This window comes from Hymenobacter defluvii, from assembly GCF_017589435.1.
Lineage (GTDB): Bacteria > Bacteroidota > Bacteroidia > Cytophagales > Hymenobacteraceae > Hymenobacter > Hymenobacter profundi.
In genome coordinates this window covers 435,300-449,623 of sequence record NZ_JAGETX010000002.1, presented here as the reverse complement: position 1 = coordinate 449,623, position 14,324 = coordinate 435,300, and the positions used below count along the sequence as shown (strand labels likewise).

12 protein-coding genes are annotated in these 14,324 nt (G+C 60.1%); 2 read left to right on the top strand and 10 right to left on the bottom strand.

The window, feature by feature from the left end; all coding sequences use genetic code 11:
- Positions 1–135: 135 nt before the first annotated feature.
- From J4D97_RS06050 to J4D97_RS06035, 4 genes are all read right to left on the bottom strand, one after another.
- Positions 136–1,416, bottom strand: a complete 1,281-nt coding sequence (locus tag J4D97_RS06050; RefSeq protein WP_208306791.1) for a DUF5689 domain-containing protein — start codon at positions 1,414–1,416, stop codon at positions 136–138.
- A 121-nt stretch (positions 1,417–1,537) separates the two neighbouring features.
- The gene (locus J4D97_RS06045; protein WP_208306790.1) at positions 1,538–3,007 is read right to left on the bottom strand and encodes a SusD/RagB family nutrient-binding outer membrane lipoprotein; all 1,470 of its coding nucleotides are present in this window, start codon (positions 3,005–3,007) and stop codon (positions 1,538–1,540) included.
- A gap of 196 nt (positions 3,008–3,203) precedes the next feature.
- Positions 3,204–6,659, bottom strand: coding sequence for a SusC/RagA family TonB-linked outer membrane protein (locus J4D97_RS06040; RefSeq protein WP_208306789.1), 3,456 nt, complete (start codon positions 6,657–6,659; stop codon positions 3,204–3,206).
- Positions 6,660–6,735: 76 nt separating this feature from the next.
- Entirely contained in the window at positions 6,736–7,737 is a 1,002-nt protein-coding gene (locus J4D97_RS06035) for a FecR family protein (protein WP_208306788.1), read from the bottom strand.
- A gap of 338 nt (positions 7,738–8,075) precedes the next feature.
- Here J4D97_RS06035 and J4D97_RS06030 point away from each other — a divergent pair, with 338 nt between their 5' ends.
- Entirely contained in the window at positions 8,076–8,525 is a 450-nt protein-coding gene (locus J4D97_RS06030) for a GNAT family N-acetyltransferase (protein ID WP_208306787.1), read from the top strand.
- Between the two features lie 101 nt (positions 8,526–8,626).
- On the opposite strand, the gene J4D97_RS06025 is transcribed toward J4D97_RS06030, so the two are convergent.
- Positions 8,627–9,202, bottom strand: a complete 576-nt coding sequence (locus J4D97_RS06025) for an RNA polymerase sigma factor (RefSeq protein ID WP_185281742.1) — start codon at positions 9,200–9,202, stop codon at positions 8,627–8,629.
- A 211-nt stretch (positions 9,203–9,413) separates the two neighbouring features.
- Between J4D97_RS06025 and J4D97_RS06020 the strand changes: the two genes are divergently transcribed.
- On the top strand, positions 9,414–9,584 hold the full coding sequence (locus tag J4D97_RS06020; RefSeq protein WP_185281741.1) for a hypothetical protein: 171 nt from the start codon (positions 9,414–9,416) through the stop codon (positions 9,582–9,584).
- A 153-nt stretch (positions 9,585–9,737) separates the two neighbouring features.
- Here the strand turns inward: J4D97_RS06020 and J4D97_RS06015 are convergent, their stop codons facing one another.
- The 5 genes from J4D97_RS06015 to J4D97_RS05995 form a co-directional block, all read right to left on the bottom strand.
- The gene (locus J4D97_RS06015; protein ID WP_185281740.1) at positions 9,738–10,418 is read right to left on the bottom strand and encodes a sterol desaturase family protein; all 681 of its coding nucleotides are present in this window, start codon (positions 10,416–10,418) and stop codon (positions 9,738–9,740) included.
- Positions 10,419–10,500: 82 nt separating this feature from the next.
- Entirely contained in the window at positions 10,501–11,022 is a 522-nt protein-coding gene (locus J4D97_RS06010) for a shikimate kinase (RefSeq protein WP_185281739.1), read from the bottom strand.
- Positions 11,023–11,192: 170 nt separating this feature from the next.
- Complete coding sequence (locus J4D97_RS06005) at positions 11,193–12,245, bottom strand: ABC transporter permease (protein WP_208306786.1); 1,053 nt, start codon at positions 12,243–12,245, stop codon at positions 11,193–11,195.
- A gap of 153 nt (positions 12,246–12,398) precedes the next feature.
- Positions 12,399–13,499, bottom strand: coding sequence for a BT_3928 family protein (locus J4D97_RS06000; RefSeq protein ID WP_208306785.1), 1,101 nt, complete (start codon positions 13,497–13,499; stop codon positions 12,399–12,401).
- Between the two features lie 247 nt (positions 13,500–13,746).
- Positions 13,747–14,304: a DUF1599 domain-containing protein gene (locus J4D97_RS05995; protein ID WP_208306946.1), complete on the bottom strand. Its 558-nt coding sequence runs from the start codon at positions 14,302–14,304 to the stop codon at positions 13,747–13,749.
- Positions 14,305–14,324: the final 20 nt, after the last annotated feature.

Genomic DNA, 14,324 nt, shown 5'->3' with positions numbered 1-14,324 from the left:
TCTGAGTGTAGAGACGCGTACTCGCGTCTCGTCGTTGCTGATGTTGTTTATATCGGCTTCCTGAATCGTTCTGGCGGGTGTCGTTCAACGCCGAGACGCGAATACGCGTCTCTACATCGTGCCCTCGCTTCCGACTCAGTTTTCGTAAATGGCAATGTCATCCAGCCCCAAGCGCCCATTCAGGATGGCGGGCGGGGCGCTGGTGCCCAGACCGAGCTTGTTGATGCGGAAGCGCACCGGCCCTTCTATGTTCATCAGGAAGGTGATGGAGTGCTGCCAGCTGCCAGCGTCGGTGATGGTGGGGCCGGTTTGCTGCCAGGTAGCACCCTGGTCCTGCGAGTATTCCAGCATCCAGGAGCTGGAAGCGTCGTTATAGTAGGCGCCGTAGAGCAGGGTCACTTTGCTGGCCCCGTTGGGCAGGTCGAACTTCATTTCGGCCACGGCCGGCACGGTTAGGTTTTGCTGCATGCGCAGGCCCTGGGTGCCGGTGTACCGGTCGCGGCCGGCGGTATTGCCCAGAATGGTCTGGTAGAGTTTCCAGGGGCCAGTGCCGAAGGTTACGGTGTTGTCGGGCACGGCGGCGGTGTTCATGTTGTAGCTGCCCTTGGTGCTCTGCGGCACTCCCTCGAAGCTCTCGGGAAAGCCCGCGTACACGGGGCCGCTGGGGTCGATGGCGTCGGCAATAGTGCGCAGCCACAGCTGGGGTAGGGGCTGCCCATCGGTACCGGTAACCGCCACCGGAATGCCCTGGAAGGTGGCGCTGGCCGGCACCCGGCGACTGGCAAACGCGGCCGCGGCCTCGGTGTGGAGTACCAATAGGTTGCCGGAGCCGTCTACCAGGTTTTTGTCGCCGCTGTAGGTGACGCCCCCGGTAGGCGCGGGCGTGATGTTGCCACCCGTGACGCGCACCAGCGTGGCCTCGTAGGTGCCAGGCGAGGCGCGCAGGGCCTCAATGGTAACCGCCTGCACCACCGGCTTATTGCCGCCGCTCACTTTGGTGATGTTGGCTGGCGACAGACCCGTAATGCGCAGGCCGCCGTTCTGGCTGGTGAGGGTAGCCCCGCTGATATCCACCACCACCGAGTCGCCCACGGCGTAGTTGAGGGGGGCGCCGTCCGGCATGGGCAGCACTAGGCCGCGCACCTGGCCTTTGCGGCGGTTTTGCACCACCACGGCCTGGGGGCCACCCGGCACGTTGCGGCCGCTGGCGTCGGAAATCACGAGGCCCGCAATCTGGCGGGCACCGGACAGGTTGCCGTTGTCGAGCAGCACGTCGGTGCCTTTGTAGAGGTTACGCACATCGGCAATGGAGATGGTCGGGCTGGGGATACCGGCGGCGTAGTCAGGGTTGTCTTCGAGGCAGCCGCCTAGCGCGAAGGCGCTGAGCAGCAAGGCGAAAGGTAGGGTGCGTTTCATGGGTTGAGCTGTTAGCTGATGGCTGATAGCTGTTAGCTTTTTTCGTTCTAGTATGGAGCATTTGAGTTTCTTCTAGCGGCGAGCTAACAGCTAATAGCCATCAGCTAACAGCTAAAAAAACCTAGTTCTGCCACCACACCTTGGTGTTCACATCATCTGGGCCCTGGTCGGCTACGGCGGCCTGGTAGCTTTGCTGGTTCAGGCTTTGCACGTACACAGGGTAGTTGAGGCGGGCGGGCATCTTACCGTCGTTGCGCACGCCGGCGCCGCGGGGTAGCACTGGGTGGCCCGTGCGGCGGTACTCAAACCACTGCTGGAAATCGGTGAAAAACAGAGCGTAGTATTTCTGCAAGTGAATCTGCTCCAGCTTGCGGTCTAGGGAGCTGGCGGGGTTCCACTGCACGTCGGAATTGTCGAAGTAGCCCGTGGGCACGGTGTAGCCCCAGAGCGTGATGCCGGCCGTAGTCCCGGCCTCGTAATAGGTTTGGGCGTTGCCCGACACCCAGCCCCGCGCGGCGGCTTCGGCCAGCAGTAACTGCACTTCGCCGTAGTTGAGGATGTTGCCCAGCAGCGGCTCCGTCATGAGGGCCGCGGGGTAGGTAGAGCCCACTGGCTGGCCCTGCGTGATGGGGTCGTAGCCGCTCGGAATGCCCTCGTACACCCCCTGGTAGAGCGTCATCCACTTGGCGCGGCGCGGGTCGTTCCACTCGTTCAGGTTGTTCACAAAGAACTGACTTAGCGAGCTGAACGACGAAAAATCGGCCGTGCGGAAGGTGGCAAACGGCGACTGGTAGGGCGCCGTGCCGGTCCAACGCAAAATGGCCGACTCCTCGTTGTTGCTGATGAGGGGGTAGGCCGCGGCGTTGGTGTTCACCAGGTCGCGCAGTTTGTCTTGCGGGCTCATGCCGTTGGCAATGGCATCGGTGCGGTTGGATACGCGCAGGAGCAGGCGCAGGTAAAGCGAGTTGCCAAACTTGCGCCATTTCAGCGCTTTGCCGGCGTAAAGCGGGTCGAGCTGGCTTTGGTCGGCCGAGAGGTCGGTGCCGGCTTTCAGCAGCTCGTTGGCTTCTTCCAGCTTGGTAAACAGGTCTTTGTAAATGTCTTCCTGCTTATCGAAGGCCGGCTGCAACAGCCCCTCGCGCCCCCGAATGGCCTGAGAATACGGCACGTCGCCGTACGTATCCGTCAGCAGCGACACCGTCCAGACCTCCAGGATGCGGGCAATGGCCTTGAAGGTCGGACTATTCACGGCCTCGGCGCTGCGGTACAGGTCGCGGAAGTCGGTGAGCTGGGTGTACCAGTTGTTCCACATGTAGTCGGCCTCGGCGGGGCGCACCACGTAGCGGTGAATGGCGTCGCCCTCGTTGCGCGTCACCTGCACCTGCATCAGCTCGTTGGTGATGCGCTTGGCGCGGTCCATGTTGCGCTTCACCAGGTCGGTGAGGGCCGGGGCCAGCAGCGTTTCCGGTATCACGTTGGGGTTCTGGTTGGGGTTCACGTTCAGCTCCTCAAAGCCGTCGGTGCAGGCGGGTAGGGTAGCCGCGCTGGTGGAAGCAAGCAGCAGCCAGGCGAGTAGTTTGATGGTTTTCATGAGGTTATGGTAGACCCCACCCCCCGGCCCCCTCCCCTCCGGGAGAGGGGGAGCCAGTCGTCAGAACGACGTCGGAGCAGGTAGAAGAAGGTGAGGGTTATTCAAATTGACTATTGCTAGTGCAGTTAGTGCCGCCGTGGCTCCCCCTCTCCCAGAGGATTCTCCGCATCAAGGAGAGTGGGGCCGGGGGGTGGGGTTAAATCCCCACCGTCAGGTTCAGCCCTATGGTGCGGGTGCTGGGGAACTGGCCCAGCTCGTAGCCCAGGCTCACGGTGTCGTCGTTCAGGGTGCCAAACTCGGGGTCGTAGGCGGGCCACTTGGTCAGGATGTACAGGTCGCGGCCGTAGAGGCCGATGGTGGCCTGCGTGAGCTTGAAGCGCTGCAACAGGCTGGCGGGTAAGGAGTAATCAATGCGCACCTCGCGCAGCTTCAGGAAATCGGTGCGGAACAGGTTGGCCTCAATGTTGTCGCGACCGTAGTGCTGCGAGTAGTAGGCCGGCACGTTCTCGGCCACCACGTCGTTGGGGCGGAAAGTACCGTCGCCGTTGTCAATCACCCCATTGCCGATGATGCCGTTGTAGCGGCCGGGTAGGGTGAGCTTGGTTTTGCCCTGTTCGGCCAGCACGGCGTTGGTCATGGAGTAGGCTTTGGCGCCGAACTGCCCGTCTACCAGCACGTTCAGGCGCACTTGCTTGTAGCGGAACTCGTTGCCGATGCTGGCCTTCCACTTGGGTAGGGCCGAGCCCAGCAGCATCACGTCGTTGGTGAGCTGGGGTAGGCCGTTGCGGTAGATGATCTGGCCGTCGGGGGCGCGCAGGTAGCCGCGGCCGTAGATGGCGCCCATGTTGCCGCCGGGCCGGGCCTCCACGGTGCCGCGCCCGCCGGGGCCGCGCTGAAGCTGGTAGGTAAACACGCTGTCGGCCAGCTCTACCACCTTGTTGCGGTTGGCGGTGTAGGTGCCAAACATCTTCCAGCCAAAGCCCGAAGGTCGCGTCAGTATTTCGGCATTGGCCTGAATTTCAAGTCCCTGGTTGCGCACCAGGCCGGCGTTTAGTACCGAAGAGTTGTAGCCGGAAGCCCTATCGACGGGCACTTCCAGAATCTGGTCGTAGGTGTTGTTGCGGTACACGGCCACGTCCAGCCCGATGCGGTTTTGCAGGAAGCGCAAGTCCAAACCGAATTCGGTGCTGCGGGTGCGGCGCGGTTGCAGGCCGGGGTTGGCAATGTAGCTGGGGTTGCTCAGGCCCGACGGAAAGCCCGTGGCCACGGCGTAGGTGTAGGCCGTGCGGTAGGGCACCGTGGTGCCGCTACCCACCTCGGCCCACGAGCCGCGCACCTTCGCAAAGGATATCACCTCCGGCAGCTTCACCACCTCCGACACAATGCCGCTGAGGCTGGCCGATGGGTAAATCGGAATTTCCGTGACGCCGTTCACGCTGGCCAGCGTGCTGCTCCAGTCCTTGCGGGCGGTCAGGTCGAGGTACAGAAACTTGTTGAAGGCCACCGTGGCCAGGCCGTAGAAGCTGTTCACCGCAAACTCGGCGCGGTAGGGTAGGGTGATGGGTAGGTCGCGGCTGTTGGCGAAGGAGAAAATGCCGGGGTAGAGCAGGCGCTCGGCGCGCAGCTCGTCCTTCACGTAGCGGTTGCGCAGGCGGCTGCCCCCGCCCGAGGCCGTTAGCTCAAACTTGCCCACGTTGCGGGCGTATTGCAGCAGGAAATCGTGATTGATTTCCTGCGAAAAGATGTTCTGCGTGCGGTACATGCCCTCTTTGTAGCGCTCCGTGTCTTTGGGGCGCTGCTGCGAGCGGGCCTCGTAGGAGTAGTCCAGGGCCGAGCGCAGCATCAGGTTCCAGTGCTGCCCAAACTTGTAGTTCACCTGCACGTTGCCGGTGAGCGTGTTGCGGTTGCTTTTGTTCAGCATCTCGTAGGCAATCAGGTAGGGATTGTCGATGAGGCTGCTGAAGGGGCTGCGCTGGGTGATGTTCTCGGCGCCCGGCAGCCAGTAGTCCTTCCACCAGTTCAGGTTGGCGTTGGGCACCTGAAACATGTTCCAGTACATAATCGTCTGGTTGTTGTAGCCGGTGCTGGGGAGGTTGTCGCTGTAGCGGTTGGTGTAGTTGGCCTTGGCCGAAATGCGTAGGCGGTCGGTCAGCTTGTGGTTCAAGGACAAGGCCACCGTATTGCGCTTGTAGCCCGTGTTCGGGATAATCCAGGTGTTCTGTAAGTTGGTCAGCGACAGGCGGGCCGTGGTTTTGTCGGTGCCGCCGTCGATGGAAACCGTATTCACGAAGGTTTTGCCCGTCTCGAAGAAGTCCTTGCGGTTGTTTTTGTAGGGCACCCAGGGCGTGCGCTCGGTGGCGGTGGTGTTGGTGGCGGGGTCGTACTGGTAGAACTGCTGTCCATCAAACTTCGGCCCCCAGGCCGAGCTGGTGCTGCGCGTGCTGGGGCCGTCCTCGGTGGTATTATAGGAGTAGTAGTTCTGCCCAGCATCGCCCTGACCGTACTCGTACTGAAAGTCGGGCCAGCGCGAAATCGTCTCAATCGAGGAGTTGGAGTTGAACGTAACGCCGATGCCGCGCTTGCGCGCCTTGCCCGATTTGGTGGTGATAATGATGGCACCGTTGCCGCCGCGGGCGCCGTACAGCGCCGTAGCCGCCGGCCCCTTCAGCACCGACACCGACTCGATGTCCTCGGGGTTGATGTCGTTGAGGCTGGTGCCAAAATCCACCGGCGACTCGCTCTGGAGGTAGGCCGAGCTGCCGGTGCCGGTGTTGCGGTTCGAGCCGCCCAGCACCACGCCGTCCACCACAATCAGAGCGTCGTTGTCGCCGGCCAGGGAGCTTTCCCCGCGCAAGATGATGCGGTTGGTACCCGCCGGTCCGCCACCCGAGCGCACCAAATTCAGCCCCGCCACCTTGCCCGACAGCGCATCGGTCCAGTTGTTGGATTTGGCCTCCGTCAGCGCCTCGTTGTCAAGTTTCGCCACGGCGTAGCCCAGCGCTTTTTCCTCCCGCTGAATGCCCAGCGCCGTTACCAATACTTCGTCGAGGCTGGTCGCGTCCTCGCGCAGCACCACATCGTAAGTAGCTTTGGCTTCTACCCGCACCTCCTGCGTGGTATAGCCAATGAAGCTGAATAGCAGCACCTGGCCCGGCTCGGCGCTTAGCTGGTAGCGGCCCTCTACGTCGGTTACGGTGCCGGTGCTGGTGTCTTTGATGCGGATGGACACACCCGGTAAGCTCTGCCCCTGCGCGTCCAGCACGCGGCCGCTCACGGGCTTGGGCGCAGCTGTGCGGCCGGCTTTCAGCACAATGCGCTTGTCCTGCACCTCAAACTGCACGCCCGCCTGCGCGGCCACCTGGTTCAGCACGGCCTCCAAGTTGCTGTGCGGTGCCTGCACGCTGATGCGGCGGCTCAGTAGCTGGCCCTGGCCCGCAAACAGGAAGTGGTAGCCGGTTTGCCGCTCAATGCTGGTTAGTACCTCGCTCAGGGGCTGCTGCTGCACCTGCACCGCGCACGGCACGGCGCTGGGGCGCGTGGCCTGGTCCGGCGTGGCAGCGGGGGCGGCCGTGGCGCTCAGCACCGTTAGGCTCAGGCCCAACAGGGTAGGGCGCCAGTTGCCGGTTCGTTTCGAGTACCTCGTTTTTTTCATAAACTTGTACGTGAGCGTTTTAAATGACACAGGATTATTCTGTTGAGCTATTAGCTGTTGGCTATTAGCTGTTAGCTCATTCCGTAGTGCTGAGGTAAATGGTCTGGCCTTCGCGGCGGTAGACGATGGGGCCAGCCTCTTGCAAGGCCGCCAATACCTGGGGTAGGGGCTCGTTGCGGAAGGTGGCCCACAGGCGCACGTTGGCCGTGGCCGTATCGGCAAACACCAGCTTCACGCCGTAGAGGCGCTCAATCTGGTCAGCTACATCGGCCAACTTTTCATTCTGAAAAATTAGCTGGCGCTGCCGCCAGCCCGTCACGCGGTCGGCGCTGAAGGGCTGCCGGTACATGCGCCCCGTGCGGCGGTCGGCGAGTAGCTGCTGGCCCGGCGCGAGCTGGTAGGTGGTCTGCTGGTCCAGCACTTCCACGCGGCCTTCTACCAACGACACTGCCACTTGGGCCGCGCCCGGCCGGGCGTCCACGTTGAAGCGCGTGCCCAGTACCCGCGTAATCAAGGCGCCACTATGCACCCGAAACGGCCGGTGCGGATTCTTGCTGACTTCAAAAAAGGCCTCGCCCTCCAGGTACACCTCACGGCTATGGGCCGCAAACCGGGTAGGGTAGCGCAGCTGGCTTTGCGGGGCCAGCGTCACGCGGGAGCCATCGGGTAGGCGCAGGGTGTGCTGCTGACCGGCCGCGGTGCGGGCCAGGCGGTAGGCTGCGGTGGTCGGAGAGGTAGGGTAGAACAAGATGCCTACCCCCGCCACCACCAGCACCAGCAGTACCCACACTGCTACCCGGTAGCGCCGGACCTTTGCGGAGCGCAGCTGGTGTTGTGTGGCTTGGGCTAATGTCTGGCCGACCAGCTCCGGGCGGGCTTTCAGGCGGCGCAGGGCGGCGGCCGTGGCGCCGGGGGTAGGCGGCGTCTGGCTATGCTGCCACACAGTTTTGAGCTGCTCAAACGTCTGCTCGTTTTCGGCCGAGGTGGCCACCCAGGTAGCCAGTCGCTCATTTTCTGCGGGCGAGGTTTGGCGGGCCAGGTAACGGGTAATGAGCAGGTAGGATTCTTCTGGTCTCAACGGGTGCCGAGTGGCTGATTGCGTCGCCGCTCACCTGTATAGACGCCCGCGCTGTCTTGGCTCGTGACACGCAAAAGCAGGCTTAACCGAATCGTAACAACCGTAATATTGCCGTAACGTGGTGCCTGGGTACCTCGTCTCCCCGGCACGTCACTAAAAAGCTCCTGTTTGAGTTAGCTGCAAGGCTCGCCAGAACGGTGTAGAGACGCATACTTGCGTCTTATCGTTGAACGAAATGCGGTCTGATGGCACAAGCAACGAGACGCAAGTATGCGCGTCTCTACACCGTTCTGGCGAGCCTTGCAGCTAACTCAAACAACTTCTAAACTATCTGCTCCATGCTCCGTCTCATTCGCACCACCTCCGACCATCCCGATTTCCGCGCCCTCGTGCAACTCCTCGACCATGACCTCGCCTTGCGCGACGGCGCCGAGCACGCCTTCTATGCCCAGTTCAATAAGATTGACACCATCCGCCACGCCGTGGTGGCCTACCTCGACGATGAGCCTGTAGGTTGCGGTGCGTTCAAGCCGTATGCAGAAAAGCAGGTGGAAATCAAGCGGATGTATGTGCAGCCTGCTCGCCGCGGGCAGGGCGTGGCACCCGCCGTGTTGGCCGCGTTGGAAGATTGGGCCAACGAATTGGGCTACCGCGGCTGTGTGCTCGAAACCGGCCTCAAGCAACCTGAAGCTATCCGACTGTATGAGAAAAGCGGCTACCAGCGCATCCCCAATTACGGGCAGTACGTGGGGGTGGCGAACAGCGTATGTATGGAGAAGGCACTGTAGCCATTCCGGTTATCAGGGTTGAAACCCTGGGCTACGGAGTGGGTTGGGCAGCTATACAGAAAACGCTGCATAGCCCAGGGATTCAACCCTGGGAGCCGGGTTCACCGCACCCCCGATACGTGAAGCGCTTCTTTCAGAAAACGCAAGGCGCGGAACATGTGGGTTTTCACCGAGTTCAGGGAAATATCCAGCAGGTTGGCAATTTCCTCGTACGTCAGGCCTGCATCGCGGTGGAGCTGAAACACCTGGTGGGTACGGGCCGGCAGCTGCCCGATGAGCTGGTGCAGGCGCTGGTGTAGCTCCTGGTACGCCAGCTGCTCGTCGGGGCGCAGGTAGGCGGCCTCGGGCTGGTGCGGCGGCAGCTCGTCAATGACAGTGATTTCCTGGGCAGTGCGGCGCTGTTGGCGCAGCCGGTCGAAGCTGCGGTGCCGCACTGCAGTGTAGAGGTAGGCAGCCACCGAGCCCTGCACCGCAAGCTGGGCACGATTGGTCCAGAGGGTGCAAAACACGTCGGCCGTCACGTCTTCGGCGGCATCGGTGGGGTAGGGAAGCAGGCTGATAGCGTAGCGCAGCAAGCCGGCGTAGTGGCGAGCAAACAGCGCGTCGAAAGCGGCCTCGTTGCCGAGGGCCAGCGCGGCTAGTAGCTGCTGATCGGAAGAACTGGTTGCGTAGGTCATACCGGTAGGCAAAGCTACCAGTCGGCACTATACGACTACAATATGCTTTCATTACCTCAATATGAAGAACCCGGGCAGGGTAGTGAGGCTGGGGCGTGGTGCTCACACCTGGGCCGAACGCCAACCTTTTCGCGGTCAAGTCAGTATCAACAAACAGCCCTGACCTTGTAGGTCGGCTAGGTGCTCTCTCACTCTCTCCCCCTATATTGTCATGAAAAACTACCGTTTTTTTCTCCCGTTTTTTCTGTTTGTACTCATGTTTTCGGTCAGCAGCTGCGATGCCATTGCCGGCATCTTCAAAGCAGGTGCCTGGACGGCCGTTGTGGGTATTTTCCTGGTAGTACTACTCCTATGGTGGATTGTACGCCGGATGCGCGGTTAGCATATCATAGGTTTCTATACACACAAAAAGGCACCTAGTAGGTGCCTTTTTTAATAAAGCAGATCTTATTTTAAACTGCTTTCCATATCTGGAATAAACAAAAAGCCCAACTCGTATGAGTTGGGCCTGCATTCTACTAAGAAAGAAGAATAGCTACTTCTTCGGCTGGCGCGAAGGCATAGTGCCGATGATGTGGTCCCATAGGGTAGTACTCACCCCAAACGCCTCATCCTCTTGCCGGTAATGGTGCATGGCATGGTGGTGCCACCAGAACTTCAAGAAGTTCTTGGGCGGCGCATACATGTGGATGGCATAATGCACAAACAAATAGAGCGCGTAGCCAAACACAAAGCCCGCTAGAATACCGAAGCCCGCGTTGCCAAACGTGAAGCGGAAAATAAAGAACAGCAGCGAGGCCACAAATACCGTCAGGATAGGCGGCATGGCCAGGCGGGTCTTGTCTTTGGGGTATTCGTGGTGCACGCCGTGCATGGTATACTGAAACTTGGCCCGGCCGGGGGTAGAGGGCTCGATGTGGTACACGTAGCGATGCACCAGGTACTCGGCCAGCGTAAACAGCAACCACCCGCCCAAAAACAACCCAAACGCCGACAGCCCTGTGAGCAACCCCCGGCTCAGGCTGTAATACAGGCTAACTGCTGCCACCGCGAAAAAAATGCTGAGAGGCCCTGCTATGTGCGTGTGCGTGAGGCGCTCCAGCACGGGGTTCTGAAACAACTGCGCCGAGCCTTTGGCTTTCGGCTTCACAGCTGCAACAGGTTTCTTCGCGGGGGCAGCTTGTACCTCGGGTTGGGGGGAGGATGTAGCGTTCATAACAGAATAATCGTCTGAATTCAAGGTCAAAAGTACGCAGCCTGACGCAAACGCCATGCCTGCCCACTCCCAACGCTGCTACCTATGCCGTGGTACGGAAACGGTCAATGAGTTCACGCACAGCGGGTAATGTGCAGGCCGGAGGTGAGCAGCGCAGGGGTGCGCGCTCGTAAAACTCTTGGCGGGCGCGTAAGGTTTCGTCTAGGCGCAGTAGTAGGGCGGCTTCGTCGCGGGCGGGGGCCAGTAGGGGGCGGGTAGCCGCCGCACGCATTACCCGGCGCAGCAGCTCGGTGGTAGACACGGCCAGGTAGAGCGTCAGGCCGGTCTCGAGCAGCAGATCGAGGCTGTTGTGGAAGCAGGGCGTGCCGCCGCCAGTAGCCAGCACTAGGCGCGGGTAGCGCTCCAGCACCAAGCGCAGCACAGCCGCCTCCCGCTCACGGAAATACGCCTCGCCCTCATTCTGAAAAATATCAACGACGGTGCGCCCCTCGTGGCGTACAATTTCCTCGTCCAGATCAACAAAAGGCACTTCATAAGCCACGGCCAGCGCCCGCCCCAGGGTCGTTTTGCCCGCCCCCGGCATTCCAATTAAATAAAGTCGCATGAAGTGATGAGATGGTGAGTGGTGAAATTGTGAGTAGTCAATATAGCTGTCATCCTGAGCGCAGCGAAGGACCTTCTCAGTTGTGAACGAGTCGTTATTACGCCTGTCGTTCACAACTGAGAAGGTCCTTCGCTGCGCTCAGGATGACACGTTTCTTCTTATGCACAAACTCACAACTTTACCCGTGGGTCCAATACAGCATACAGCATGTCGACTACAATATTAATGGCCACAAACAGGAAGGCAATGAACAGGGTAGCTCCCATCACCACCGGAAAATCCAGATTTTCGACAGCGCGCAACGTAATGGTGCCCAGACCTTTCCAGTTGAAGATGTACTCAATAAAGAACGCACCCGCCATCAGGGAAGCCAGCCAGCCCGATACGGCCGTTACCACCGGGTTCAGAGCGTTTTTCAGGGCGTGCCCTACCACCGTGTGGTAGGATGAAAGGCCCTTTGCCCGCGCCGTGCGGATGTAGTCTTGGCTGAGTACATCCAGCATAGACGAGCGTGTGAGCTGGGTGATAATGGCCAGCGGCCGGATGCCCAGCGCAAAAGCGGGCAGGAGCAAGTTGCGCAGTACCAGATGGTTGCCCGTAAACGGGTCGGTTTCGTAGAGCTGGCCGGTGAGGTTGAGGCCGGTCCAGTGGCTCCAGTAGAATCCAAACGTCATGGCAATGAGGATGCCCGCCACAAACGACGGCACCGAGATACCCAACACCGAGGTGGTAATCAGGGTGCGGTCTAGCCAAGAGTGAGGCCGGAGCGCCGCCAGAATACCGAACAGGATGCCCAGCACCGCCGCCAGCAGCATAGCGGCCAGCGCCAGCCACAGGGTGCCCGTAAAGTGGTCGAGTAAAATACTGAGCACGTCTTTGTTGCTCTGAAAAGAGCGACGCAGGTAAGGCGCTTTCAGCACCAGCGCCTTGCCACCCAGCGGCAGCAGCGTAACCCCCCCATAGCGCACCACTGCCACCGAGTCGCGGGCGTGGATGCCTAGGGGCGAGGCGTCGTTGAGGTAGCCCAGCAGCTGGGCGGGTAGGGGCTTGTCGAGGCCCAGGTCGGCGCTGATGGCGGCGCGGGTAGCCGGGTCGGAGCGCTGGCCGGCCAGTAGAGCCACCGGGTCGCCGGGCAGCACATTGAACAGGAAGAACACCGTCACGGCCACCCCAATCAACACCAACACACCCTGGCCCAGCCGACTAAGTAAAAAGGAAAGCATTCGGTTTTCAGTGGTATTCGGTTTTCGTAACTGTCATCCTGAGCAGCGCGAAGGACCTTCTCACGTGAGAACGATAGACGTATCAACGACTCGTTCTCACGTGAGAAGGTCCTTCGCGCTGCTCAGGATGACAAACGCTTTCTATGCGCAGCTCTAAAGAAGCCCTTCCAGCTTGGCGCGGGTAGGGATGTCGTGGTAGTGAAACTTGCCCTTCACTACCCCATTCTGCAACAGCAGAAAACCAGGGTCGGAGCGGATGATGGTTTTGAGCACGGTGGCATCGGCGTAGTACACGGGCGCAATCAGGTTCACGTCGTGCCGAAAGGCGTCGAAGTCGGCGGGGCTGCTGCTGGTAACTACTAGAGGCGTTAACTTCTTTTGTGACGAATCGGCCGATTGCAGCAGCAGATTGATCTGCTTGAACCGGTCGCGGTCGGCGCGTTCTACGCTCTGCACAATCAGCACCAGTTTGTTGCCCTTCAATAGCTCTTGGGTGTAGTCACCCTCGTCGTTCCACACCCGGAAATCCGTAATTTTGGGGCCGTCATTCGGATTCAGCGCCACCATTTCCTTGAACTTCCAAGTGGTATCGGTGGGGTAGTCGATGAATTCCTGGTCCGCACCGTTGCGCGTCATAATGTACTTGTAGCGTAGCGGCGCCGAGGGCTGCATCAGCTTGCCAATGTCGTTGCCTACCTTATAAGGGCGGAAATCGAAGTAGGGCAAGTGCCCCAGCGCGTACACGCCAATGCCCGCCGATACGGCCGTGGCAATCGTGATGTACATCACGCCCAACTGGCCCGGCGCGAAAGAATAGCGCAGGTAGCGCTGCCCGCGGTACACTACCACCCACAGGCCCAGCAGGATCATGTCCTTCGTGAACGAAGCCCAGGGCGTCAGCTTCAGGAAGTCGCCGAAGCAGCCGCAGTCCGTTACTTTATTGAAAGCAGCCGAGTAGAACGTGAGGAAGCCGAAGAATACCAGCAAGGCCAGCAGCACCCACAACGTTTTGCGCAGGTACCAGCGTAGCAGCAACGCCACGCCCAATACCACCTCCAGGGTGCTGAGAATGATGGCCAGCGTGCGGGCTATGTTGCGGAAAATCAGGAAGAACGAGCCGAAATCCTGGGCAAATACCTCAAAGTATTCCTCCAGCTTTAGGCCCGTGCCCACTGGGTCGTTGAGCTTAATCAGGCCCGAGAAGATGAATACGATGCCCAGCAGCGCCCAACAAATGCGCGTAATCAGTTTCATAGGTAGGGTCTTGGGGTCTTAGGAGCTTGGTTGTTGTGTGGGAGCCGTTATGCAAGGTACGCCACGCACGCCAATACGGAAATGCTAGGGTAGGGGGCGTATGTCATTTCGACCAGCGGGAGAAATCTCGCTTGATAGTATCCAGCATCAGCACGCGAAATGCTTCGACAAGCAGACGCCAGATGGAGCATGACGTTCAACGTTTAGCACACAGGATTTCTCCCGCTGGTCGAAATGACGTTTGGGTTTATGCGGCTCCCACTTCTCCTAACTCCATCTTAATCAACACAAACACCGCATAGTTCAGCATGTCGCGGTAATTGGCTTCCACGCCTTCCGATACTTGGGTTTGGCCGGCCAGGTCCTCAATCTGCTTGGTGCGGTGCAGCTTCATCAGGATAATATCAGTGATGCTGGGAATGCGCATCTGGCGCCAGGCCTCGCCGTAGTCGTGGTTTTTAGCGAACAGCAGTTGGCGGTTGGCCTCTATTTCCTGGTCGTAGGCAGCGGCTACCTCCTCAGTGGGGAGGTCGAGGGGCGCGTCGGCGGGTAGGTGCAATTGCAGCAAGGCAATCACGCAGTAGTTGATGATGGCCACAAATTCTTCCTCCACGCCATCGGCTACCAACTGCGTGCCTTTCTCCTGAATGGAGCGAATACGCTGGGCCTTAATGTAGAGCTGATCGGTAACGGAGGGTAGGCGCAGGATGCGCCAGGCGGTGCCGTAGTCGTGGGTTTTGGCCAGAAACAGCGCGCGGCAGCGCGCAATTACCTGGTCGTACTCGTGCTGGGTTTGCGTTTGCAAGGTTTTCAACCTATTTTGTT